The sequence below is a fragment of the Clostridium sp. genome (assembly GCF_050717515.1).
Classification (GTDB): Bacteria; Bacillota; Clostridia; order Clostridiales; family Clostridiaceae; genus Clostridium_AD.
On the sequence record NZ_JBOITL010000042.1, the window covers coordinates 1 to 24,210 of the forward strand.

Sequence of the window (24,210 nt, forward strand, 5' to 3'; positions counted from 1 at the left end):
CTCATATTTAAAAACAGGTGAGTACCCTATAAAAATATAAAAAAAATACCCTTATATCACAATTGTGACATTAAGGGTAGTCTTAAGGCTCTTTTTTTAAAATGTCCTTGACACAGGGTCCACTTTAAAATGGAGGGCTTCTTTTTAAATATAATTTAATATTTTAACAGACATTGATTCTCTTAATTCACCATTAATTATTAGTTTATTACTGTCTATTTTTGCAGCATTTTTCATGTACATAAGAAATGTTTCTACCCCATCTAAGGGAAAGGACACTAGTGAAGTTTTATAGTGCATGGGTATAACTATTTTGGGATTTATTTTCTTAGTAACTTCTGCAGCTTCTTTGCCATCCAGGGTGTAATTACCACCCACAGGAATAAACAATATATCTACATTTCCAATGGCATCTATGTCATCATTGGAAAGACTATGACCTAAATCTCCTAAATGGCATAAGGTATAGTCATCCATTTTAAAAGTGAATATTATGTTGTCACCACGTTTTGCACCTTTATCCTTGTCGTGATAAGAAGGTGTGCCTTTTATAGGGATATCGCATATATAGAACATACCAATTTTATCTATGATCTTATAATTACCATTTAACTCTTTAGTATAATTATGATCAAAATGCTTATGACTTATGGTTACAATATCTGGACTACCTTTATAAATTTCATATCCTATAGTACTATCAAATGGATCTGTTAAAAGTTTCCTGCCTTTTGAATCTTGCAAAAGAAAGCATGAATGACCTAGCCAAGTTATTTCCATGTAAATTCTCCTTTTGTAAAATGATTTTTAAATATTTCACCTTAAATTGAAACAAATAGTTAAATGGTACGTATTGTATAGTGAGACAATATTTTATATGGTTATTTATCATTCAATTATGGCACAAATTTTTAAGTAATATACTATTTTAAAAATAAATATTTTAAATTTCAATAAATATTTAAAAAATATTAAAAAAGATTTATAAACTATAGAGATGGAAATAAAATTGTAGTATAATTATCTCAAGATTAATACCATAATTTACAAGCAAACTTAAAATTATCTAAATAATGATATAGATAATGATATAGACATTGATCTAAATAATTAAATATGAAGGGTTAGGAGAGATTATATGAAAAATATCTTTAAAGCATTTACAATTATGATTTTAACTTTGGTTTTGCTGATACCTATGCAAACAATAGTTAAGGCTAGTACCTATATAGATATGGGTCCTAAAAAAGATGTGGTAGTTAGCAAACCTTGGACTGTGAGTTTTAATAAACCTTTAAGTCCTGCTACTGTAACAACTACAAATATCAAGGTGGTTGGAGAAAACAATAATTACATAGACGTAAATGTTAGTTTAGCTAATGACAATAAAAAGGTAATAGTAAGTCCAGTGAAAAAATATGAAGTTAATAAGACATATACTTTGGTAGTTACACAAAAGGTTAAGTCTGTTGATGGAAAACCTCTTCCTAAAGAAGTTAGAATGGCTTTTAATACTGAAAGTGCACTTATAAAACCAAGTGTACCTACAAAACCAAGTGAGTTTACTGTATGTATAGATCCAGCTCAGTTTTATAAAGTAATTACTGGCATGAATGGTGCTAAGGCTAAGGATATAAATTTAAATGTAGCGCTAAAACTAGGTAATATACTAAAAACAAGAGGATTTAATGTAGTATATACTAGAAACACTGATTCAGTACCTTGGACCGCGCTTAATGAGGATGATGCAAAAGCAGCAATAGCAAAAAATGCAAAGGCAGATGTGTTTTTAAGTATAAATACTAATTCATATGAGTTAAATACTTCAAATGGTATTGAAACATATTACTTATCTGATGCTAGTAATAATAAGTTGCTAGCTAGTTCAATACAAAATGAACTTATAAAAGCAACAGGGGCGAAAGACCGGGAAATACAAGAAGGAACTTTTGAAATATTAAAAAAGACAAGCTGTCCTACAGTAATGATGGAATTAGGGTTCCTAAGCAATCCAAATGAAGAGATATTATTAAGTAGCGACAAATATCAAAATAATGCTGCAAAGGCTATAGCGAATGGACTAATGACCTATGCTGGATTTGCAAATAAAGATACTAATTATGATTGCGTTTTTGAAATATCTTCAGTGGAAGATATAATGGTTAACCTACAAGTAGGTGGTACATACACCTTCCCTAAAACGATGCAAGCTACTATGAGTAATAATTCAAAAAAAGATGTTGCAGTGGAATGGGACGAAAATTCAGTTTGTCTAAATGAATTAGGCACTTATACTTATGAAGGGGTCGTAAAAGATTACGACAAGAAAGTTAAAGTCATAATTAATGTTATTAAAAATACCTATAAGATAGTAATAGACCCAGGTCACGGAGGAAGATACTCAGGAGCAGTAGGACCAATGGGAACTAAAGAAAAGGATGTAGTTTTACAAATATCCTTGAAAGTAGGAAATATATTAGTTGAAAATGGTGTTGAAACGGTGTACACAAGAACTAGTGATAAAATAGCTCCGTCCACTAATGTAACTGAAAGTCTTCAAGCAATATGTGATGTCTCAAATAATGCTAAACCAAATTATTTTGTAAGTATTCATGCCAATTCCTGGGATGTTGTTACTGTTAGCGGCATCGAGACTTACTATTCTAAAGGGAGTGCAGCTGGACAAAAGCTTGCTCAAAATGTCCAAACTGAATTAATTAAAGCAACTGGAAGAGTAGATAGGAAGATTAAACCTGTTACTACAGAATTATATGTTATAAGAAATACAAATGCTACGTCTATATTGGTGGAAACATCTTTTCTATCTAATCCAACAGAAGAAAAGTTGTTAAAAACTGAAGACTACCAAAACAAATTAGCGAAAGCGATTGCTACTGGTATTCTTAAAACTTTAGGAATAACTAATATAGTATATTAATTTAAATTATTATAAAAAATCACCTAAATAGTATTTTTACTATTTAGGTGATTTTTTCATGAATTACAATATATAATTTAAATATCTAACAAATTCTTTTTATAGTTGCTATAGCAAAGTCTAAGTTCTTCCATTTGTGCATCTAATTCTAACTGTAAGGCAGAAAGCTCCTTGTAGTTTTCAATTTTGGAAGCTTCTTTTATTTTAGTAAAGAGGCTAGTCTTAGAATAAGTGTCCTTCATAATAAAATGTCTTAAATCATTAATTTTTTGCCAATTTGCCAAATCTAAATCCAAAGCCTTTTCAGGAGTATGAATCATTTTAGAATTTCGAATTTCTTCTGCATAAGCATTTAATATTCTATTATTTATTTCAGTGATCCATCTAGTAGTTATAGCCATTTTAAAACTATTTAGTAAACTAGGAGTAAACACATCGTGAGCCTTAAGAACTTCAAGTTTTTCAGGGTATTCATCCAGGCCAAGAAGATTTTCATAAATAGTTTTAGGTGCTTTTCCGAAAAACTCTTCGCGATCTTCATCTGTATAGAATTCAAATACATTTTCTTCACTTCTGTATGCTCTATGTTTTTCTAAATACTCACTGTCCTCGCCGGGTGCTTTAGATAATTCACTCAAAAGTTCATCTTCACATTTATTATTTTTTATTGCGTATACAAGCCCATCTAGCATGCCCATATATAAGGTGGCTAAAGCTAGGTATGTATTAGTATGGGGATTTGGCGCTCTAAGCTCAAATCTTGTAGCAAGTGGATTATCAAGGTCTCTTATTAGTGCTAAGAGTATAGATCTATTTCTTGAAGGAACATCCACACTGTGGCCAAGAGAAGTCACTATGCAAACAGGAGCCTCAAAACCAGGTTTTAGTCTTCTTAGTGAATCATTTGTTGGAGAAATAAATGGATTTATTACTTCATAATTTTTGAGTATGCCCATAGCGCAGGCATAACCTATAGTGCTTAGGAAATGTTTTTTAGTTGAAGTAAATAAGTTAACTCTCTTGCCATTTTTTAATTTTACAGTTACACCAACATGAACATGTTTACCACTTCCAGCTACATCTTGCACAGGTTTTGCTAGAAATGTAACATCTAACCTGTTACGTCTAAAGGTTTCTCTTACTAAATTTCTGATAAATAGTTCATTATCCGCACATTGAAGAGCATCAGAAAACTTCCAATCTATTTCAAGCTGTTCCATAATATGTGTTAGAGAACCAGTTTCACCTAGTTGAGCTTTTACACCACCAACCTCTTTATGTCCCATTTCTGGTTCAAAACCATACTCTTCCATTAGAGTAAGCGATTGTTCTAAAGCAGTTCTAACACTCCCCTTAAGTCTACTCCAATATTGCTCTTTTAGTTCTTGAGAAGTAGATAGTTCCTCTATATCTGCGCTATCATCATTAGGTGTTTTTACCCAAAATTCTAACTCAGTAGCAGAAGTAAGTAGGATTTCATCAATATCTTCATATGAAAAATCAAAAGAAGCGAGTGCAGATGGATATTCTTTGAATAAATTGTGAAGGGTTGTTTTAAAGCAGCTAACAGATTTTTTTAAGATAGACCTTGAATCCACTGGAATGTTATTATGTAATAATATACATGGGATTTTTAAGGTTCCTACAGGTAATTTTGTTTCGGGGTCAATATTTTCATAATTGTAGTCGATGAACCAATTACAATCAAAATCTGCTAGCATGTCTGTTTTAGCATTATTTAGAGTGGCAATTCCTGGGAAGACTACAGACGAACCGTCTGTTTGTATAGCGCCCTTCGCGAAACCAATAATGTCATTTAAAAATACAGTCATTGGAATTCTTTCATCCGTGTCATTTCCAGATAGGTCAATACCTACTAGAGAAACGAATTTCACCTCAGTATGGGCAAGTAGAATTTCTTTAATGTTTTTTTCAGAATGATTTTCTTTTGGAATTACATAAATTAAATTTTTCAAAATAATCTTCCTCCTTTAAATATATCTTTTTATTTAAAAGCCACGAAAATGACTCCGTTAATATTTTTAGAAATAGAATTATATTCTAATTAAAATAATACTCTTATTTATGTAAGTGTAGAGATTCTATAAATAAGATACAACTAAATAAAATGATTCTATTATAATAATGAAAGCATGTCAATGGTAAACATCATTAATTACAATTATTTGCAAAATAATTAAGGTGTTTTGCAAGTCTAGCAAAACATGGATTCATTTGTGTAAACGTATTCTGTAATTATTTATACTTTAAAGTATCATGAATTTCATTTTTATCTTATATTATATCACATATATACATGAAAATATGCATATTTCACAATGAAAGTTGTAATTATAGACATAAAACCATAGTATTCACGTACTATTTTCATAAAATAGGCATAAATGTTCGGTAAAATAGCTTTAAACAACATTGTAACATGTCAAATGATGATTTAATACTTAATTATCAATTTTTTTTTATGGAAAATACAAGAAAAATTAAAAAGGAATTGACAATAAAAATTCATTATTATATAATTATAAGAAGTTCATATTGATTTATAAATTTTTTATATTAATTATGACTAAAAAAGCTTTGATTAGGAAAAGTATTTAAGCAGGTAACTTCCAGAGAGTGGGGTAAGGTGTGAACCCATAGTGAAAGTTTGAAGAAAATCACCTAGGAGCTGAGAGCTGAAAAATTAGTAAGCTTATCCGTATTTCTGCGTTAAAGAATAAAGTATGATAGTACTTTAATTTGTATTTATAGTATAGGTGGCATAGCGAATTTAACTTCGTCCTATTTAGGGTGGAGTTTTTTTATATTTAAAAATATTGTAGTCTGCAGGTTATGATTAGTTTCTACGCAGATGATGATTTAATTATTCTATAAATTCAGCCCAATCTAAGTGTCTATTATTAAATGAAATAGGGAAAGGAGTTTTATTATGTACAAGAAAAATGATGCTTCAAAAAGCTTTATGGATATAGAAAAAGATATTCTTAAGCTTTGGAAAGAAAAAGACATTATTCAAAAGAATTTTGATTTAAATGAGGGTGGAGAGTCCTTCACTTTTTATGATGGTCCACCAACAGCCAATGGTAAACCACATATAGGTCACGTTTTAACAAGAGTTATGAAGGACATAATTCCAAGATATAAGGTAATGAAAGGGTATAAAGTTCCTAGAAAAGCGGGGTGGGATACTCATGGTCTACCAGTAGAGCTTGAAATAGAAAAAAAACTTGGTATTTCGGGGAAACCTGGAATAGAGGCTTATGGAGTAGAGAAATTTGTAACAGAATGTAAGGATAGTGTTTTTAGCTATGTTAATATGTGGAGAGAAATGTCTGAGCGAGTAGGTTACTGGATAGATATGGATAATCCTTATGTAACTTATCATAACAATTATATTGAATCAGTTTGGTGGGCATTAAAGCAAATGTGGGATAAGGACCTATTATATAAAGGTCATAAAGTAATGCCATATTGCCCAAGATGTGGGACTTCACTATCTTCTCATGAAGTAGGTCAAGGATATAAGGATGTAAAAGAAACTTCAGCTTATGTAAAATTTAAGGTGAAAGGTGAAGAAAAATCTATACTAGTTTGGACTACAACCCCTTGGACCCTTCCAAGTAATGTAGCACTTGCAGTGAATAAAAAGTATGATTACACTGAAGTAGTCCAGGAAGGTGAGACTTTAATACTTTCAAAAAAACTACTTAGTAAATTAGAAGGCGAGTATGAAGTAGTACGTGAATTTAAAGGAGAAGCTCTTTTAGGTCTAGAATACGAGCAAATGTTTAATTTCTATACTCCTAAGGAAAAAGCCTTCTATATAGTTCATGGAGACTTTGTAACATTAACAGATGGTACAGGTATAGTTCATATAGCTCCTGCTTATGGTGAAGACGATAACTTGCTTGGAAAACAAAATGATTTACCACTTATTAATTTAGTTGATGTAGAAGGTAAGTTCGTAGATTGTGTTACTCCATGGAAAGGTGTCTTTGTTAAAGATGCTGATGCTAAAATATTAGAATACCTAAAAGAGAATAATGTCTTATATAAAACAGAGAAATTCACACATTCATATCCACACTGTTGGAGATGTGATACACCACTTTTATATTATCCAAGAGATAGTTGGTTTGTAAGAATGTCTTCAGTAAGAGACAAACTTGTAGAAAATAATAATAAGATCAATTGGATGCCAGATAACGTAAGAACAGGAAGAATGGGTAATTTCCTTGAAGGTGTTATTGATTGGAGTATAAGTAGAACAAGGTATTGGGGAACTCCACTTCCGATTTGGGAATGCAGCTGCGGTCACCGCGAAATGATAGGAAGTATAGCAGAACTTAATGAAAAGGGAATAGATGTGCCGGGTGGAATAGAACTTCATAAACCATTTATAGATAAGGTACATTTAAAATGTCCAAAATGTAATAAGTCAATGACTAGGGTAGAAGAAGTTATAGACTGCTGGTTTGACTCAGGATCAATGCCATTTGCACAACATCACTATCCATTTGAAAACAAAGAAATGTTTGAAGCTAATTTCCCAGCTCAATTTATTTCAGAAGCAGTAGATCAAACAAGGGGTTGGTTCTATACACTACTTGCAATATCTACTACTGTGTTTGATACAAACCCATTTGAAAACTGTATAGTACTTGGCCATGTCTTAGATAAAAACGGTATTAAGATGTCTAAGCATAAAGGAAATGTGCTCAGTCCATTTACAGTGCTTGAGAATCAAGGAGCAGATGCTCTAAGATGGTATTTTTATACCGCTAGTGCTCCATGGCTTCCTTCAAGATTTTATGAAGATGCAGTTATTGATGCACAAAGAAAGTTTATAGGAACACTTTGGAATGTATATTCATTCTACATTTTATATGCTGATTTAGATAACTTTGACCCAACTAAATATGAGGATTTCGTGTCCTCAAATATTATGGACAAATGGATGATGTCAAAATTAAACTCATTAGTTAAGAATACAGATGATCATTTAACAAATTATAGAATAACTCAAGGAGCTCTTGAACTTGAAGCTTTTGTGGATGAACTTTCTAACTGGTATGTAAGACGTAATAGATCAAGATACTGGGTAGAGTCACTTACAGATGATAAAATAGGCGCTTATATGACATTATATAGAGTTATCACAACTTTTGCTAAAATAGCAGCTCCTTTTATACCATTTGTAATAGAGGAATTATATCAAAATCTAGTAGTTACCTTTGATAAGAATGCACCAGAAAGTGTACATTTATGTGCATGGCCTGAATATAGAGAAGACCTTGTGGATGAAGCTTTAGAAGAAGAAATGGATATGGCTTATAAGACTGTTAAACTAGGAAGAAGTGCTAGAAACGCTGCTAATATAAAGAATAGACAGCCACTTGCTAAAATGCTAGTTAGTGCTAAATCTCTTCCAGAATACTATGGAGATATAGTAAAAGAAGAACTTAACATTAAAGAAGTAGAGCTAGGAGCTGATATTTCAAAATATGTTCAATTTGAAATAAAACCAAACCTCCCTGTGCTAGGAAAACCATATGGTAAATTTATACCTGGCATCAAAAAAGCAATAGCCGCTATGAACCAGATGGAGCTTGCTCAAACAATAAATAATGGTGGAGTAGTTACTATAGATGTAAATGGAACAGAAATAGAATTAGATAGCCAAAGATTACTTGTTACAATGCAAGGGCTGGAGGGCTATGCATTTGCTGGAGAAGGCGAAATGGGAGTAGTATTAGATACGAACATCACCGAGGAACTAAGAGAAGAAGGACACCTACGTGAAGTCTTAAGTAAGATTCAGAATATGAGAAAAGAAAGCGGTTTTGAAGTTGCTGATAAGATTAGACTATATGTTTGTGGAAATGAAATGCTTCAAAATGTAATTTTAAAATTTGAAGAGCAAATCAAACGAGATACATTATCTGTAGAAGTTATGTACAATATCAAAAGAGAATACAACGCAGTTAAGATAAATGGAGAAGATTTAGACCTGGCTGTAGAAAAAGTATAACTGGTAATTTTGGAAAGTATGCGATATTAGTCGTATACTTTCTTTTTAATCATAAACTACGGATATTATTGTAAAAATTATTTATATGGGCAACACTATAACTATACGAATAGTTAAAAGTTCCTATTATAACTTGAAATAAGAAGCTTTTATAAGTATAATGATATGATAAGTACATTTTTAGGATAATAAAAATAATCGGATAAAAAAATAGGAGTTGAGAATATGGCTGCTTCAATAAAAGATGTTGCAAGAGAAGCGGGAGTTTCTATTGCTACAGTATCTAGAGTTCTAAATGATATAGATGTAGTAAATGAAGATACTAAGAAAAAGGTAAAGGATGCCATAAAAAAATTGTCGTATAGACCTAATATAGTTGCTAGAAGCTTAAAAACACAAAAATCTAGCACCATAGGAATAATTATACCGGATATATCCAATCAATTTTATCCAGAAATAGTTAGAGGTTGTGAGGATGTAGCTAATATTTATAATTATAATATTATGCTTTGCAATGCGGATTTAGATGTAGATAAAGAAATGGAAGCGCTAAGAATACTTAAGGAAAAAATGATAGATGGAGTTATATACATGAGTAATTCCATAGGTCAAAATATTATAAGTTTAATAAAAGAACTTGAAATGCCAACAGTTCTAGTAGAAACTACAGATGAGGATGGAATATTTCCTAGCGTCTCTATTGACAACGTAATGGCAGCAGCAGATGCAGTGAAATATTTAATAAATAAGGGTAACAAAAAAATTGCATATGTAGGTACTACTACAGAAAAAGTCAATGCCTTATCTAAAAGGTACACAGGTTATAAAAAAGGCCTTGAGGAAATGGAAATAAACCTGGATAAAGATTTAGTTTATTTTGGTGGAGTTAAGGCTAGAGATGGGTATGCGGGAATTAATGCCATATTAGATAAAGGAATGGAGATAGATTCAGTATTCTGTGCTAGTGATGAAATTGCTATGGGAGTAATAAATGCATTAAGAGATAGAGATATTAAAGTTCCTGGCGACGTAGATGTTATGGGTTTTGATGATATCTATTCAGCTTCAATATTCTATCCTAAACTTACTACCGTATCTCAACCCATGTATGATATGGGCTCTGTAAGTATGAGAATGCTTATAAAATCCATAAATAATTTAGTGGTTGATGAAAAACATTTTGTATTACCTTATAGAATAGTGGAGAGAGACTCCTGTAAATAATTATAAGTCTTGTTAAAACGGATTGTGTTTTAATAAGACTTTTTACATTATTTAAATGTGACTTATACAAAGGATTTAATTAGGAAGTTGGAGGTAGCAAAACTTTGGATATTAATAATAAAGTAGAAAAAGTATTTTCGTATTTATTAAGTATTAAAAATATGAATGAGAAAACTATAAGAAATATTAATGAATATGAAAAAGTATATTGGCAAAAAGAACTTCAAAATACTAGCGGAATTACATTTAATAGCGACGAAAATAAGGATTATTGGTTAACTATAGATTCGAGAGCAGAAGTGTTATATAGTGAGTTTCAAAAAACATATTTACAATTAGAAAAAAATAGTGAAGATTTAGAAATTATTTGGTCAAATGGAATTTTAACTTGGGAAAAGGAAGGCAAAAAAATAGTCCATCCTATTTTTACAACTAAGATGGAAATAAAATTTGACATAGTGAAAAAAACATTTACTCTAAAGCCATATAATAATCAAACCAATGTGGAACTTGAGTTTTTAAATGAATACTTAGAAGTAAACTTAGATAGTTTACTAGCCCTTCGCAATAAAGCGAAAGACATGGCTCTAGATGTGAGAAATATCCAGACGGCTTCGAAAATTTTTGAAGAGATAGCTATACTTTTAAAAGCTCGCGAGGAAGGTTTTTATATTGAGGACCTAAGTTCTGAATCCGATATACGAGTTCAAGCTAATATACAATTTTACAATGCACCTTGTATAATACTACGCAAGGTGGACACAAGACTTTGGAATATGGAACTAAATGATGTACTAGCGCAAATAAGAGCGGGATTTCCTATTCCTAAAACTATAGAGGCACTGGTATCAGAGGAAGAAATAGTACAAGATGTTGAAATGCGGGGCGAGTGGAAGGAAGTAGGAGAGGATGTGTTATTTCCACTGCCGGCTAACCAAGAGCAAATGGAAATAACTAAAAGACTGGCTGAAAATTATGGCATTGTTGTACAAGGACCACCAGGTACTGGTAAAAGCCATTCTATAGCTAATTTAATATGTCATTTATTGGCTCACGGTAAAAGGGTACTAGTTACAAGTCAAACAGATAGAGCATTAAGGGTTTTATCTAATAAAATACCAGAAGAAGTTAGAGCGTTATGCATTAGCATATTAGGAAATGATACGAAATCGCTAGAAGAATTGGACGAGTCTGTCAGAAAAATAACAGAAAATTTATCCATGGACACTAAAGAATTACGTAAAGAAATAAAGCTACTAAAGTATAAACTTATTAATTGCCGTGAGTCGCAGAAAAGTTTATATGGAGATTTAAAATGTATTGAAGATAGAGAAAATGAGGAAATAGAATATGAGGGTCAAAAATATACATTGATGCATATGGCGAGGTGGGTTAAAGATAATGAGGATGATCATTCTTGGCTAGTGGATAAGATTGCCTTTAATAAGAAAGAGCCACTGTGCACTGAAGAATTTAAAAAGCTAGTTAACTTATCAAGTACAGTTAAAAAAGAGCAAATTTATGAAGTTAATAACATGAAAAACTACATAGGAGTACTGCCTAAAGAAAGTGATTTATGTGATAAAACTGCAGAATTAACTGCATTAGAACAGCAGAAGCAAATTGATGAGGATAATATTAAAGAGTGGAATAATGTAGATTCCATAGACTATGGAAATAGAAGACTTCTAAAACTTGTAGATGATGCCATAGAAAGACTGGAAGGTTTTGAAAACAACTGGCTAAATAATGTGATGATTCATTATTATTCTAATAATGAATCGCAGGCATTTTGGCAGCAGTTAGTAGAAAAATGTAATGAGTATATAAAGAACATAAATAAAATAAGACAAGAATTAAACAACCACAAATTAGAGCTACCAAAGGATGTTGAGATAAACAAATTCAAAAAGGACTTTGATGTTGTAGCAAAAGCAATTAGAGAAAAAGGCAGAATTGGAATCATATTTAAGATGCTTCATGGGAAGCTTAAATATTTATTTGAAGGCGTTAAGGTGGATTATGAGTTTATAAATAACAGCGGCCAAATAGTGGTGGTTGATTTATATATAAAACTTCAGCTATTAGAAAGAGAGCTTAAAAATCTTTGGAACAATACTGTAAAAGACTATGGTAAAGTAATTATAGATGAAACAGACACAAACACAAACTATATAATTGCATTGTCTGCTAACATTCAAAGTATTCAAACAATTATAGACTTTGACAAGGACTTTAGAAATAATATAATTAATTTTTTACCAAGTAATAATATAACCGATAAAAATTTGCCCGGCAAAGATTTGACTGGCAAAGATTTGCCCGGCAAAAATTTGCCGAGTAATCTATCTTGGTATGAAAAAGAAACATATATTTATCTTAAAAAGGGATTCGAAAGCTTAAAACACATAAATAAATATAATAAATTGTGCTGTGAAATGGAAGAAATAAAGAAGACCTTTAATAGTATAGGGTGCTTAGAAAAATTGCAAAATGCTATAAACAAAAGGAGTATTGAGGACATAAAAGCTGTTTATGTAGAAATAGATAGTCTAATGAAAGTAGCTCATCAGGTGTTAGAATTAAAAGAACTAAGCAATAAATTACAAGTATGTTGTCCAATACTACTTAAAAACATAACAAATGATGAAAATGAAATTATAAAGAAATCACAGTGCAAAGATTGGGAAAAGGCGTGGAAGTGGAGAAAATGGAATGATTTCTTGTGTGAATTAGACGGAGACTCTGTAGAAGCATTAGAGAAAAATATAGCTCGCGAAAAAATTAAAGAAAAATATATTATAGGAGAACTTGTCTCTAAAAGAAGTTGGTTTAATCAAATAGAGCGTACTACAGAAGCTCAAAAAAGAAGCTTATTTACTTGGATGGAAGCTATAAAAAGAATAGGAAAAGGGACAGGTACCCAGGCGGTAAAGTATAGGAAAATCGCGCAAAAGGAAATGGACAATTGTAAAGACGTAATTCCTGTGTGGATTATGCCAATAAATAGGGTTATGGAAAATTTAAAGCTTACAGATAATTTATTCGATGTGGTAATTGTGGATGAGAGCAGTCAAAGTGATATATCAGCTATAACGGTATTAATGAGGGCTAAGAAGGCGATTATTGTAGGAGATGAAAAACAAATAAGTCCTGAAGCCATTGGAAAGGACCATACTGTTGTGGAAACCTTAATTAATACATATTTAGAAGATATTCCACATGCGGAATGGTTTGATTTAAAAACTAGCTTATACAATACTGCCCTAAGAGTATTTCCAAATAGGTTATTATTAAAGGAACACTTTAGATGCGTGCCAGAGATAATTGGTTTTAGTAATGAATTGTGCTATTCTAATGAAATAATACCATTAAGGAGAATAGATGCCACGCAAAAAGTTGGTCCATTTATAGTAACCTCTAAAGTTATAGGGGGCTTAAGGGATGAAACTAAGGCACTAAATATATTAGAGGCAGAGAACATTGTAGACAAGATATTAGAGTGTTGTAGTGATGTGAAGTATATTGGAATGACTATGGGAGTTATATCGCTTCTAGGTGACGCACAAGCTGAATTAATATTAGGCATGTTAGTAGAGAGGCTTGGAATGGAAGAAATGTTGCAAAGAAGACTTATATGTGGAGATGCTTATTCTTTTCAAGGGGATGAAAGAGATGTAATGTTCCTATCTATGGTTATTGCAAATAATGCTAAATTTGCAGCGCTAACTAAAGGGTCAGATATAAGAAGATTTAACGTAGCTGCCAGTCGCGCAAGAAATCAAATGTGGTTATTTCACTCAGTAGATTTAGAGAACCTTAATAATAAATGTGTTAGGTATACCTTATTAAAATATTGCCTTGAGCAGAATGAACCTAAGGAAGAAATTAAATCCACTGAATATTTATTATTAAATGACTTTGAAGAGTATATAGCAAGGAGTATAAAAGACATTGGATATAAGCTTACACCAAAAGTTAAAGTTGGAAAATACACTATAGATTTTGTTGTAGAAACAGATTTATCCTGGGAAATGCAGGGTGATAATTATAAAAAAATAGCAGTGCAGTGTATTGGAATGTCTGCTAATGAGGATTATAATTGGCAAAAGCACTATGAAATGCAGATGTGTCTAGAACGGATGGGTTGGGAATTTTATAAAATACGTGCTAGTGAATTCTATAGAAATCCTAGGGTAGTTATGGAGAGATTGAGACAAAAATTAAACAATTCAATTATATAGCTATCATAATAGCAATATATCAAAGTATAAATATACTAAAGTATAAATCTTTTTAATAAGAGGGTGAGAGGGATGACTAGCAAAGTAAACAATGTAATATGGATGATATGGAGAAATACGCAAGGAGAATCCTTTAAAGTAGGCGAATTATCTAGACGAGAAGAAAAGTACTATTTTAAATATGATATCTCAGGTGTGGAAAAAGCTAAGGAATATGGATTCTCTCCATTGCCCAATTTACCTAGAATAGATGTAGAGTATTTCAGAGAAGAATTATTTAGTTCGTTTTTAAATCGCATCCCCGGGCATGGGAAAAGGGATGTAAGCTCTGTTTTAAAGCGATATGATCTTAAAAAATATGATGCCTTTGAATTACTAAAAAAAAGCGGAGGTAAAATTTCAACAGATAACTTTGAATTTGTTTCCCCTTTTGATGAAGAGAGCATTGGTTTAGAAGAAAAGTAAATATAATTAAATATAAAGTGTGTAGGATGAAAACTTATGTTTTCATTTTACACACTTTATATTTTTAAAAAGGGTGCAATAAAACAAAACTGCTTTTCACTATATATAGTAGATAAAAGCCTATTAAATTATGCGAAAAAAAATTGCACAACATTATTTATTCTAAATTGTTCTCACAACATGGACTAAGGCTTCATAAAATGGAATGAGTAATATATTGGGGTGGTATTTTTTGCTATATGTACTAATTTTAGCAGGTGGAAAAGGAACAAGATTGTATCCTCTATCTCGTGCACAAAATCCAAAGCAGTTTTTGAATATTATTAATAATAAGAGCTTTTTAAGAAGCACTGTGGATAGAATAAAATGTTTAGTTAGCAATGCAAATATTTACGTAGTTACCAATGAAGAGTATTTTGATAAAATTTGCAATGAACTTCCTGAAATTTGCAAATCAAATATAATTGTTGAGCCTAGTAATAAGGAGACTGCTACCTGTATAGGTCTATCTGCTGCTAAGCTATTAAAACAAGACAAGGAAGCGACTATGATAGTGCTACCATCTGATCATTATATAGAGAATGAAAAGGAATTTAAAGAAACAGTGCTTCAGGCAGTCGAAATTGCAAACAAAAAAAGAGGGTTAGTCACCATAGGGGTTCAGCCAACAAGGCCAGAGACTGGTTATGGTTATATAGAAATGGGAGATAGGGCACCCGGTGATATACCTACGTTCAGGGTAGAACGTTTTTTAGAAAAGCCTAACACGGAAGTAGCAAAAGATTTGCTCTTAAAAGGAAACTTCCTTTGGAATAGTGGTATGTTTGTATGGAGAGCAGATGTGTTTTTGCGAGAGATGGAGAAGTACTTACCTAAAATGTATAAGCGATTAATGACGGTATATCAAGCATTTGACACGGATGAAGAAAGTGAAGTAATAAAAGAGCAATATAATGAAATAGATGGAATATCCGTAGATTTTGGCATAATGCAGAAAACTAGAAAGGCTTTCGTTATAAAATGTGAGTTTGTATGGGATGACATAGGTACATTTGCAGCACTTTCAAGATTTTTAAGCAATTTACGGGGTAATAATGTTTTGGGTAATACATTTATGGAAGAGAGCCAAAATTGCTCAGTATTTGGTAAAGATAGATTGATAATTGGGTTTGGTATAAAGGATCTTATAATTGTAGATGCAGGAGATGTTATATTGGTAATGGATAAAAATAAGGATCAAGAGATCAAGCATCTGGTTAACGAGCTTAAGGAGTATGAAGGAACGGAAAAATATATATAATCAAGTAATAAAAAATAATTCCATTACATATAATGTGTGGGATTATTTTTTTGTAGTGTAACTTTTTTTTGTTTTCTGCGTCTATATAGAAGAAGCTTCAAAAAAAACTTTGCTATAGCGATAAATTAAAAGGAGATTATACATATATGACATTTTTACAAAGGGTAGTCGATCACTTTCAGAACTTAGTTATATTAAGTGATTTTTCAATTAAGTTAATAGGGATATGTATTGTTTTTACAGCTATATTTTCCATTTATCATCTGTTTTTCAAGTCACAGCGCTACGAGAAATATATGATTTGGATAGGCGTAGCTATAAGGGGTTTAATGTTTATAGGTTTTACAATGGAATTTGCTCATCACACTAAAATAAGTCCGCTGCTAAGTTATTATGGAGGACCAGAGTATGTTGTGGTTCAACTTTCTAATTATATATTTTTTGCCTATGTTATTGTAGTTGGTGTTTATGATGTTCTTACTATAGGGATAAATAAATTCAGAGGCTTTTTTCACAGCTTTGATATAGCAATGGTAAGTTTACCTATTATATATACCTTTACTTCAGCAGCAATTTATTTGCCAAAAGAAAGATTTAACTTAATGAGTCTTTTATATTTAGGGATATTGTTTATTATGATTTTAATGATCTATCTATTTTTTCAAGTATACTGGAAGCAAAACATCAAATGGTATAGTATATTTTTTATAGTAGCAATTCCAGAAGTGGTTATCTTACTTTGTTTAATGGACGAGGAGCCTTATGCACTTCCAGTATTTCTATTATTGCTAGGATTGTACGAAGGTTCAAGGCATATAGTTGAGTACATAAAAGTTAAAAGTACAAAGATTTTGTGGAAAAGGTTAAAACTAAGTTCAGCAATCTTTATTTTAGCAATCACTATATTGGGGTTGACCTTTTGTGGAATCAATCCTATGAGAAGCAATGAGAACATTGAGGGTTACATGTTATTCAACAAAAGTATCAAGTTAGCTACGGTGCAAGAGGCTGAAAATACAGCTAGAACTGCATTAGGAGATGATAAAAGTAAATTTGTATTAAATGCAGGAACCTCAATGGACTTTTACAATTATTTCTATATTATTCTAGGAGATTATAATGTGGATGTTAGTGAGGAGACAGGAAAAGTAGTTCAAATTCACAATAATAATTTAAAGAAAGCGAAGCAGCCTGGCACATTAAAACTTGATGAAGTTAAGGATAAAACAATTCTCTTTTTAAAACAATGTGGCTATAGCTATCAAGCTAAAAAAACAGAAATGAATATTGAAGAGAAAGATGATAGATATGAAGTGTTAATTAAAGATAAATTTTCCAATGGTAAATCAAATAAATTAGAGCATTCAAATAATATACAAGTTAGCTGGTTTAAAAATGGAAAGCTTAGTGAGGTGGTTGGGGTCGGTAGCTCACTAGCTTTAAAAGATTATAAGGAAATTAAGATTGATGAAAAAGCAATAAAAAAAAGTATAAGCACCTGGTATCAAAAGCTTGGAGAAAAAGTTCCAGCTTATGCATTTGATGGATATGATTTTAATTATGAAAATAAATATAATACATTAAGTTTAATCTGTGATAATGGTAATTCTCTAGAGTTAGATATTAAAGACGGTACTGTGCGAGGTTTTCAGCGTAACAAACAAAATAGAGCGGAATTCGATGAAGCCCTATATGAAAAGTATAAGGACAAAGCCCTAGAATTGTATGGAAAAATAATTCCCAATAATGAGAAAAGTAAATATAATCTTAGTAATAAATATTACGGCTATTCATTTATTAATGAAGATAAAGGAATAACTAGCGGCATGCATATCAATCTGGATAATGAAGGTAAACTTAGCGCTTATAGAGAATTTAATGATAAAAATAGTACGGTGTATAATGAAAAAGAGTTTAAGGTTTCGAAAAATAAAGCAATTAAGCTAGTAACTAATAAATATAAAGCCTTCAATGTATACGCCAAAAGAGCTAAACTTATTGAGGAATTGCAGCCAAGTGGTGGTGTTAAGCTAAAGTGGATGGTGATTGTTATGCCTTATATGAGCAGAGAGCATCATATATATTTTGTTGATGTAAATACTGGAGAGACTAATGCTCTTCAAAACTATAAGGGAGGGTTAAGAAATGAATAGAGAGAAAAGTTTGTGTTCTTTGTTTAAAGACTTATATCCTTCCTATATAGATGGAATGGTGGAGGAAGAAACAAAGATTTGGATGGAAAGGCATATTGTAGAGTGTGCTGATTGCTTTGAGTGGATAAAAAGTCATAAGGCAGATATTGAACCTAATGAATCCAGTTGTAGCATCCAGGTGGATACTTCAACATTTGAACAAGATAAAAAAGCAATAAAAAAGGCTAGAATAGTTATAACAATTGGGTTGGTAGCAGTAATAATGCTCGCCATATGGACATCAATATGGATATTTGTGTGAAGTATAGGAGTGCAATGCTATGAAGGAGAAATTAAAGACACTGGAGGATATTTATAAAAAACACAGGGTAGATATTTATAAATATTTATATTATCAAACAACTAATTATCATGTCAGCGAAGAACTTTGCCAGGAAGTGTTTTTAAAAGCATTTAAATCACTTAATTCTTATGAGGGGAGGTCATCTATAAAAACTTGGCTCTATAGTATAGCGCATAATGTATATGTATCTTGGTATAGAAAAGAGATAAAAATTGAGAGTGTTCCCATGGAGCAAAATATAATTAGCTCTTTAGTGGCAATAGACGGTAACCCTGAGGCTATTATAGAAAACAAAGAAAAGTCTGAAGGAGTAATAAGAATATTATATAAACTAAAAGATGAATATAGAACGGTATTAATTCTCTGTGAACTTAATGAATTATCCTATGTGGAGATAGCAAGCACTTTAAATTGGAGTTTATCTAAGGTTAAGATTACTATTTACAGGGCGAGAATTCAGTTTAAGACAATCTTTGAAAAAGAAGGTGATTTACTGTGAAGTGCAGTGTAATTAGAGACTTGCTACCTCTTTATGAAGAAAAACTATGCAGGATAGAAACCATTAATTTAGTAGAAGAACATCTTAAAAATTGTCCTAATTGTAAAATGCTTTATGATGATATGCATGAAGACATAGGGCTTAAGGAAGCTGTAAATTCAGTTGAGCCTATAGTTAATAAGTGTGAAGATAGTTATAAGCCTGATACAGAACATGAATTTTGGAGGAAATATTATGGTAATCTTATATTAAGAGGTGTGGCTATTTTCTTAGCGGTATATATAATAATTATTTCTATTGGTATGATTCTAAAAATGTAAATACACTACCTGGCGACGCTAAGCTAATGCTTACTGTCCCCCTCTTTTTTTGGCCAAGAAGAAAGCAAATATAGAATAAAAAAAATAATATTAACTTTTTAAATATAGATTTAAGTTTTAAAAGAAAAGATATAATCTTAAATAATGAAAATATAGCTAAAATAGAAACGCCGAAAAATAGTATAGCAACAACAGAAAATGCTATACCATTAAAAGAAGATATTATAAAGGCAAAAGATGCAACTGATAATGTGTCAGAGGCAAGAGGTGGTTTGACAGTAACAACAAATGTAGATGATGTATAGGTTTCAACGATAGAACCAGATACACAAGCACCAACTGCACCTGCAAATCTAAATGCTTTATAATTACCAATAATCTTGCAATAATTGTGGATAAAAAAACATATATAGACATAAATAGATAATTAGTAGTAGACCTTATTAAGGAATGAAGGATACATTAAATAATAAAATGAAATGATGTCTTAAAACTAATTAAAGTGTCTATTACAGCAATATTTGTTAATATTATTGACATTTATGAATTTCTTTAGTATAATTAAAACTGTTAGCGGGGTGTAGCGCAGCTGGGAGCGCGCGTGGTTTGGGACCATGAGGTCGCAGGTTCAATCCCTGTCACCCCGACCAAAAAAGAGTTGTCTTATGACAACTCTTTTTTTCGTTATTATATTTGTAACGCTTTATTCTGAATTGTAATATACTCCTCCAACTCTTCCAAAGACCTTGTTATAAATTCATATATAACATATTGTGGCTTAATGAAATCAATGATTTTTTTTACATCTGTATCACTAAATGGCTTATGCATGTCTATTTTCATTATATGAAAAAGTACATTTTCTTGCATTTCATTAAAGGGTAATTTATATTTGTGATTTGCTTGTATTTGCTCTTTTACATATTCACCTGATAAGGAGCAGTTAAGATGTACACCTTTTATAAATTTCTTTAATTCACCAAGATTATTTACTGTATCTAAAATGTATTGTATTCCATCTTTTTCATTGGTAAGGGCAAAATTAGTATTCATTAAGTGAGCAGTGTCTAGCATAAATCCTTTATTAGAGTAATTAACCGCTTCTAATAATCTTAATAACATATCTTTGCTCAGAAATGTTAAACCAGGTAGCCATAGATTTTCAAATAATAGTTTTATATTTGTATTTAAACCTTTAAAAACTTCATTTATTAATTCGGCTGTTGCATCTATAATTTCCTCATCAGTATATGTAAAATCGTAAGTATATGTATGTTCAACTTGTACATGAGCCACATGAAAAACCACATACTCAGCACTGATTTTATCAGCATGTTGTATTTCTTTTCTATAATGATCTATTATGCTTTGTCTAGTTATTCCACCATAATAATTTTTTATTTCTTCATAGCTACCAAACTGCCTTAATAATTCACTTTCGTTATTGTTCCAAAAATCAAGCCATGTAGGAAAGTATTTTAGATGCACACCGCGAATTATACTACTCGGAATAATATTTTCATTCCACATTAAAGAATTCAAAAGCTCTATCCCATCTATATTATGTTTTTCTAATAAATTTGTTATCTCTGAGCTATTGTCATGAAACCTATCCATATCACATTTGTAGGTTGAAAGATTTATAAGTTTTAGCAATTAGTACTCCCCCATTTTCATGCTTATTTCAAATTCTGATTGTTAAGCTATTGCTACCTTGAAAATAGTATATCATATATTTTTTAAATTATTGATTTATAAGAAATATATGATGGTTTAATTTCACAGAAAACATTGTAAATAATTATATATTACATAATAAAATAAAGAATAATCTCCTCATTTTAACAATTTACACAAAATACACGGAATACACATAATGTTGACACGGCGCTGACATGATAAGTGGATATGATATAAAGTATAGAAACAAAATAAATTATAAATGAGGAGAGATTAATATGAAAAGTATATCTTTAAAAACAAAAATAGTAACAGGATTAATAACAGGAGGCATGCTTTTATCCTCTGTTAGTTTAGCTTTTGCAACAACTACTAAACCAGTAAGTACTAATGGAAAGGCGCCTTTTAAAAATGAGTTTAAACAACAAAAAGGTAAACTGGAAGCTACACTTAAATTAGGTGTTAGTTCAAATATAATTACACAGGCAGAAAGCGATAAAATTTTAGCATACGAAAGTAGCAAAATTAAAACGAAAGATAATAAAAAAGTGAATAAAGGCGAAAAACCTGATTTTTATAAAGAACTAGTGAGTAATGGAGTATTGACACAGGCAAAGGCGGATGCTCTAAAATCAAGTGAGCAAATTCAAAGAGAGGCTAAAATGAAATTAGACTTAGAAACAAATTTGGCAAAGCTTGTAACTGATAAGACTATAACACAAGATCAATCAGATAAAATTAAAGCTGCTATGATTAAAGAACAAGCTGCGATAAAAGTAGATTTTGAAAAGACTAAAGCAATGACCCCCGAAGAACGCATGGCATATATGGATGAAAACAAAGAAAATCATGTTAATCCACTAAAAGCTCTTGTAGATAGTGGAATTATAACTCGGGCTCAAGCTGAAAAAATAGGCTTTGGTGGTCCTGGAAAATCAAAGGGGAAGGCAGCTTTTGGAAAGGAATTTAGACAACCTAAAGTCCAACTAGAAGCTACACTTAAAGTGGCGGTTAGCTCAAACATAATTACACAGGCAGAAAGCGATAAAATTTTAGCATATCAAAGTGGCAAAATTAAAACTAAGGATAACAAAGAAGTGAATAAAACGGAAAAACCAGATTTTTATAAAGAATTGGTTACTAGCAAGATATTGACACAGGAAAAGGCGAATGCTCTAAAATCTAGTGAGCAAATTCAAAGGGATGCTAAAAGACAGTCAGATTTAGAAACAAATTTAGCAAAGCTTGTAACGGATAAGACTATAACTCAAGATCAATCAGATAAAATTAAAGCTGCTATGGTTAAAGAACAAGCTGCAAAGAAAGCAGATTTTGAAAAGACTAAAGCTATGACAAAGGAAGAATGCAAAGCATATATGGATGCAAACAAGGATAATCATATTAATCCATTAAAAGCTCTTGTAGATAGTGGAATTATAACTCAGGCTCAAGCTGATAAAGTAGGTCCTGGTGCTGACAAGCAAGATGGATTAGATAGACATATGCAAGGTGAAAAGTGTAAATAGTTTAACCACATTTCGGCATGGAAGATGATAAATTAACCACATATAAGAAGGGGTATACTAGGAATAAATCTAGTATACCCTTTTTATTGTATAAGCTGCTAGTAAAATTTCATTTTTCTAATCTTTTAATTTGCAAATATAATGCGCGACTTTCAGCAGTTGCTGTGGAGTAAATTAACGACATTTTAACAAATATATAGTATACTTAAAATAGCTTAAATTTCAAGTTGATTAAAAAATACAATAAGTTAGAGAGTGTGGTATTATGAAATTTTTAAGAAATATAGAAAATCAAGCTATAAGTATTAAACAAATGACTATAATTAAAGCTTTTCTTGTAATGCTTCTATCGGTTTTATTGGAACTCTTAGGACAAATACCTATAGTAATAATGAATTTATTTTTTAGACAATCTTCAAATATAGCACCATATATAAACTTTGTTGCAGGGGTACTAGTTAAATATTTTGTTATTATTATTTTATTAAATTGGTATAGTAAAGATTCATGTGAAAAACTGCGTAAAAGGAATTTAAATATAAAGAAATTTATTTATGTTGCTTTGATTATTATAGGCTTTCGTTTAGCATATGATAATAGCTTAATTTACTTGGTAAACAAGATACCTATGCCCGATTTTATAAATAAAAGCTTTGAGGATTTGGCTATTTCACCTGTTGTTTTGGTACTTAGTATTGCTGTTATAGCACCTATATATGAGGAGATTGTTTTTAGAGGAATCTTGCTAAAGGGCATGTCGAGTAAAATAAACCCCAAATTAGCACTTATAGTATCGGCCTTATTTTTCGCGTTGGTCCATTTGAATATTCCACAGGGGATAAATGCCTTTTTGCTAGGCTTGATAATTGGCGCTATATACTTAAATACAGAGTCCATTTATTTATGTATATTTGCACACTTTATAAATAATTCTGTGGGAATCACAATTTCAGGAGGCTTCCAACTAATAGTAGGTAAGTATGCTATATTAATACGTGGTGCAGCTTTTATTGTGGGAATTTCGATTTTAATTGCTGCCTATGGATGGTATAGGCGAAATAAACCAGGAGATGTGTTAGACATATACAAAGAATTTATAGAAATATAATATTAAGTTATAAATAGAGTCCTGCATTATAAAGATAATTATCTTTATAATGCAAGACTCTATTTATTTTATTGGTATTTTATATTGAATGCTTGGTTTAGATTATCATAATTATTGTTTTTAAATACACATAATTATAATTTTAGAGTAAAGGAATATATTGTTATGGATGGAAAATTACTTGTAGATTTAGTTTTTAAGAGAGTTATTATTTGAAAAAATGACGGATTAATCATATGATATTGCATAATACCTTTACAAAACTGTCTTTTGACTATATAATAATCATTAAATTGAAATTTTAATACTCATACAATTCATAAAAATAATTATATATAATAGTTAAAAAAGAAAAAGG

Annotated in this window: 15 protein-coding genes, 1 tRNA gene and 1 other annotated feature; of the genes, 13 read left to right on the forward strand and 3 right to left on the reverse strand. The window is 31.0% G+C overall.

Annotated features, from left to right (window positions below):
• Positions 1-144 precede the first annotated feature (144 nt).
• On the reverse strand, positions 145-780 hold the full coding sequence (locus tag ACREV6_RS24330; protein ID WP_431580634.1) for an MBL fold metallo-hydrolase: 636 nt from the start codon (positions 778-780) through the stop codon (positions 145-147).
• Between the two features lie 358 nt (positions 781-1,138).
• Between ACREV6_RS24330 and ACREV6_RS24335 the strand changes: the two genes are divergently transcribed.
• Complete coding sequence (locus ACREV6_RS24335) at positions 1,139-2,938, forward strand: N-acetylmuramoyl-L-alanine amidase (protein WP_431580635.1); 1,800 nt, start codon at positions 1,139-1,141, stop codon at positions 2,936-2,938.
• 77 nt (positions 2,939-3,015) lie between these two features.
• Here the strand turns inward: ACREV6_RS24335 and ACREV6_RS24340 are convergent, their stop codons facing one another.
• On the reverse strand, positions 3,016-4,917 hold the full coding sequence (locus ACREV6_RS24340) for a glutamine synthetase (protein WP_431580884.1): 1,902 nt from the start codon (positions 4,915-4,917) through the stop codon (positions 3,016-3,018).
• A 610-nt stretch (positions 4,918-5,527) separates the two neighbouring features.
• Positions 5,528-5,746 (forward strand) — a binding site (T-box leader).
• A gap of 142 nt (positions 5,747-5,888) precedes the next feature.
• On the opposite strand from ACREV6_RS24340, the gene ileS reads away from it, so the two are divergent.
• From ileS to ACREV6_RS24390, 10 genes are all read left to right on the forward strand, one after another.
• Positions 5,889-8,990, forward strand: a complete 3,102-nt coding sequence (ileS, locus tag ACREV6_RS24345) for an isoleucine--tRNA ligase (RefSeq protein ID WP_431580636.1) — start codon at positions 5,889-5,891, stop codon at positions 8,988-8,990.
• Positions 8,991-9,215: 225 nt separating this feature from the next.
• The gene (locus ACREV6_RS24350; protein ID WP_431580637.1) at positions 9,216-10,214 is read left to right on the forward strand and encodes a LacI family DNA-binding transcriptional regulator; all 999 of its coding nucleotides are present in this window, start codon (positions 9,216-9,218) and stop codon (positions 10,212-10,214) included.
• Positions 10,215-10,318: 104 nt separating this feature from the next.
• The gene (locus tag ACREV6_RS24355; protein ID WP_431580638.1) at positions 10,319-14,458 is read left to right on the forward strand and encodes a PDDEXK-like endonuclease domain-containing protein; all 4,140 of its coding nucleotides are present in this window, start codon (positions 10,319-10,321) and stop codon (positions 14,456-14,458) included.
• A 72-nt stretch (positions 14,459-14,530) separates the two neighbouring features.
• Positions 14,531-14,923 (forward strand): HipA N-terminal domain-containing protein, encoded by a 393-nt coding sequence (locus ACREV6_RS24360; protein WP_431580639.1) that lies wholly within the window; start codon positions 14,531-14,533, stop codon positions 14,921-14,923.
• A gap of 232 nt (positions 14,924-15,155) precedes the next feature.
• Positions 15,156-16,223, forward strand: a complete 1,068-nt coding sequence (locus ACREV6_RS24365; protein ID WP_431580640.1) for a mannose-1-phosphate guanylyltransferase — start codon at positions 15,156-15,158, stop codon at positions 16,221-16,223.
• A 146-nt stretch (positions 16,224-16,369) separates the two neighbouring features.
• Positions 16,370-18,376 (forward strand): hypothetical protein, encoded by a 2,007-nt coding sequence (locus ACREV6_RS24370; RefSeq protein WP_431580641.1) that lies wholly within the window; start codon positions 16,370-16,372, stop codon positions 18,374-18,376.
• Positions 18,369-18,677, forward strand: a complete 309-nt coding sequence (locus ACREV6_RS24375; protein ID WP_431580642.1) for a zf-HC2 domain-containing protein — start codon at positions 18,369-18,371, stop codon at positions 18,675-18,677. The genes ACREV6_RS24370 and ACREV6_RS24375 overlap by 8 nt, the downstream gene beginning before the upstream one ends.
• Before the next feature lie 19 nt (positions 18,678-18,696).
• Complete coding sequence (locus ACREV6_RS24380) at positions 18,697-19,218, forward strand: RNA polymerase sigma factor (RefSeq protein WP_431580643.1); 522 nt, start codon at positions 18,697-18,699, stop codon at positions 19,216-19,218.
• A complete protein-coding gene (locus ACREV6_RS24385) occupies positions 19,215-19,538 on the forward strand; it encodes a zf-HC2 domain-containing protein (protein ID WP_431580644.1) in 324 nt (107 codons plus the stop codon). Before ACREV6_RS24380 ends, ACREV6_RS24385 begins: the two co-directional genes overlap by 4 nt.
• 574 nt (positions 19,539-20,112) lie before the next feature.
• Positions 20,113-20,188 (forward strand) — tRNA-Pro (locus tag ACREV6_RS24390).
• 37 nt (positions 20,189-20,225) lie between these two features.
• On the opposite strand, the gene ACREV6_RS24395 is transcribed toward ACREV6_RS24390, so the two are convergent.
• Positions 20,226-21,194 (reverse strand): TIM barrel protein, encoded by a 969-nt coding sequence (locus ACREV6_RS24395; protein WP_431580645.1) that lies wholly within the window; start codon positions 21,192-21,194, stop codon positions 20,226-20,228.
• Positions 21,195-21,496: 302 nt separating this feature from the next.
• Between ACREV6_RS24395 and ACREV6_RS24400 the strand changes: the two genes are divergently transcribed.
• Both ACREV6_RS24400 and ACREV6_RS24405 read left to right on the forward strand, forming a co-directional pair.
• The gene (locus ACREV6_RS24400; protein ID WP_431580646.1) at positions 21,497-22,744 is read left to right on the forward strand and encodes a hypothetical protein; all 1,248 of its coding nucleotides are present in this window, start codon (positions 21,497-21,499) and stop codon (positions 22,742-22,744) included.
• A 265-nt stretch (positions 22,745-23,009) separates the two neighbouring features.
• Positions 23,010-23,852: a CPBP family intramembrane glutamic endopeptidase gene (locus tag ACREV6_RS24405; RefSeq protein WP_431580647.1), complete on the forward strand. Its 843-nt coding sequence runs from the start codon at positions 23,010-23,012 to the stop codon at positions 23,850-23,852.
• The last annotated feature ends 358 nt before the right edge of the window (positions 23,853-24,210 follow it).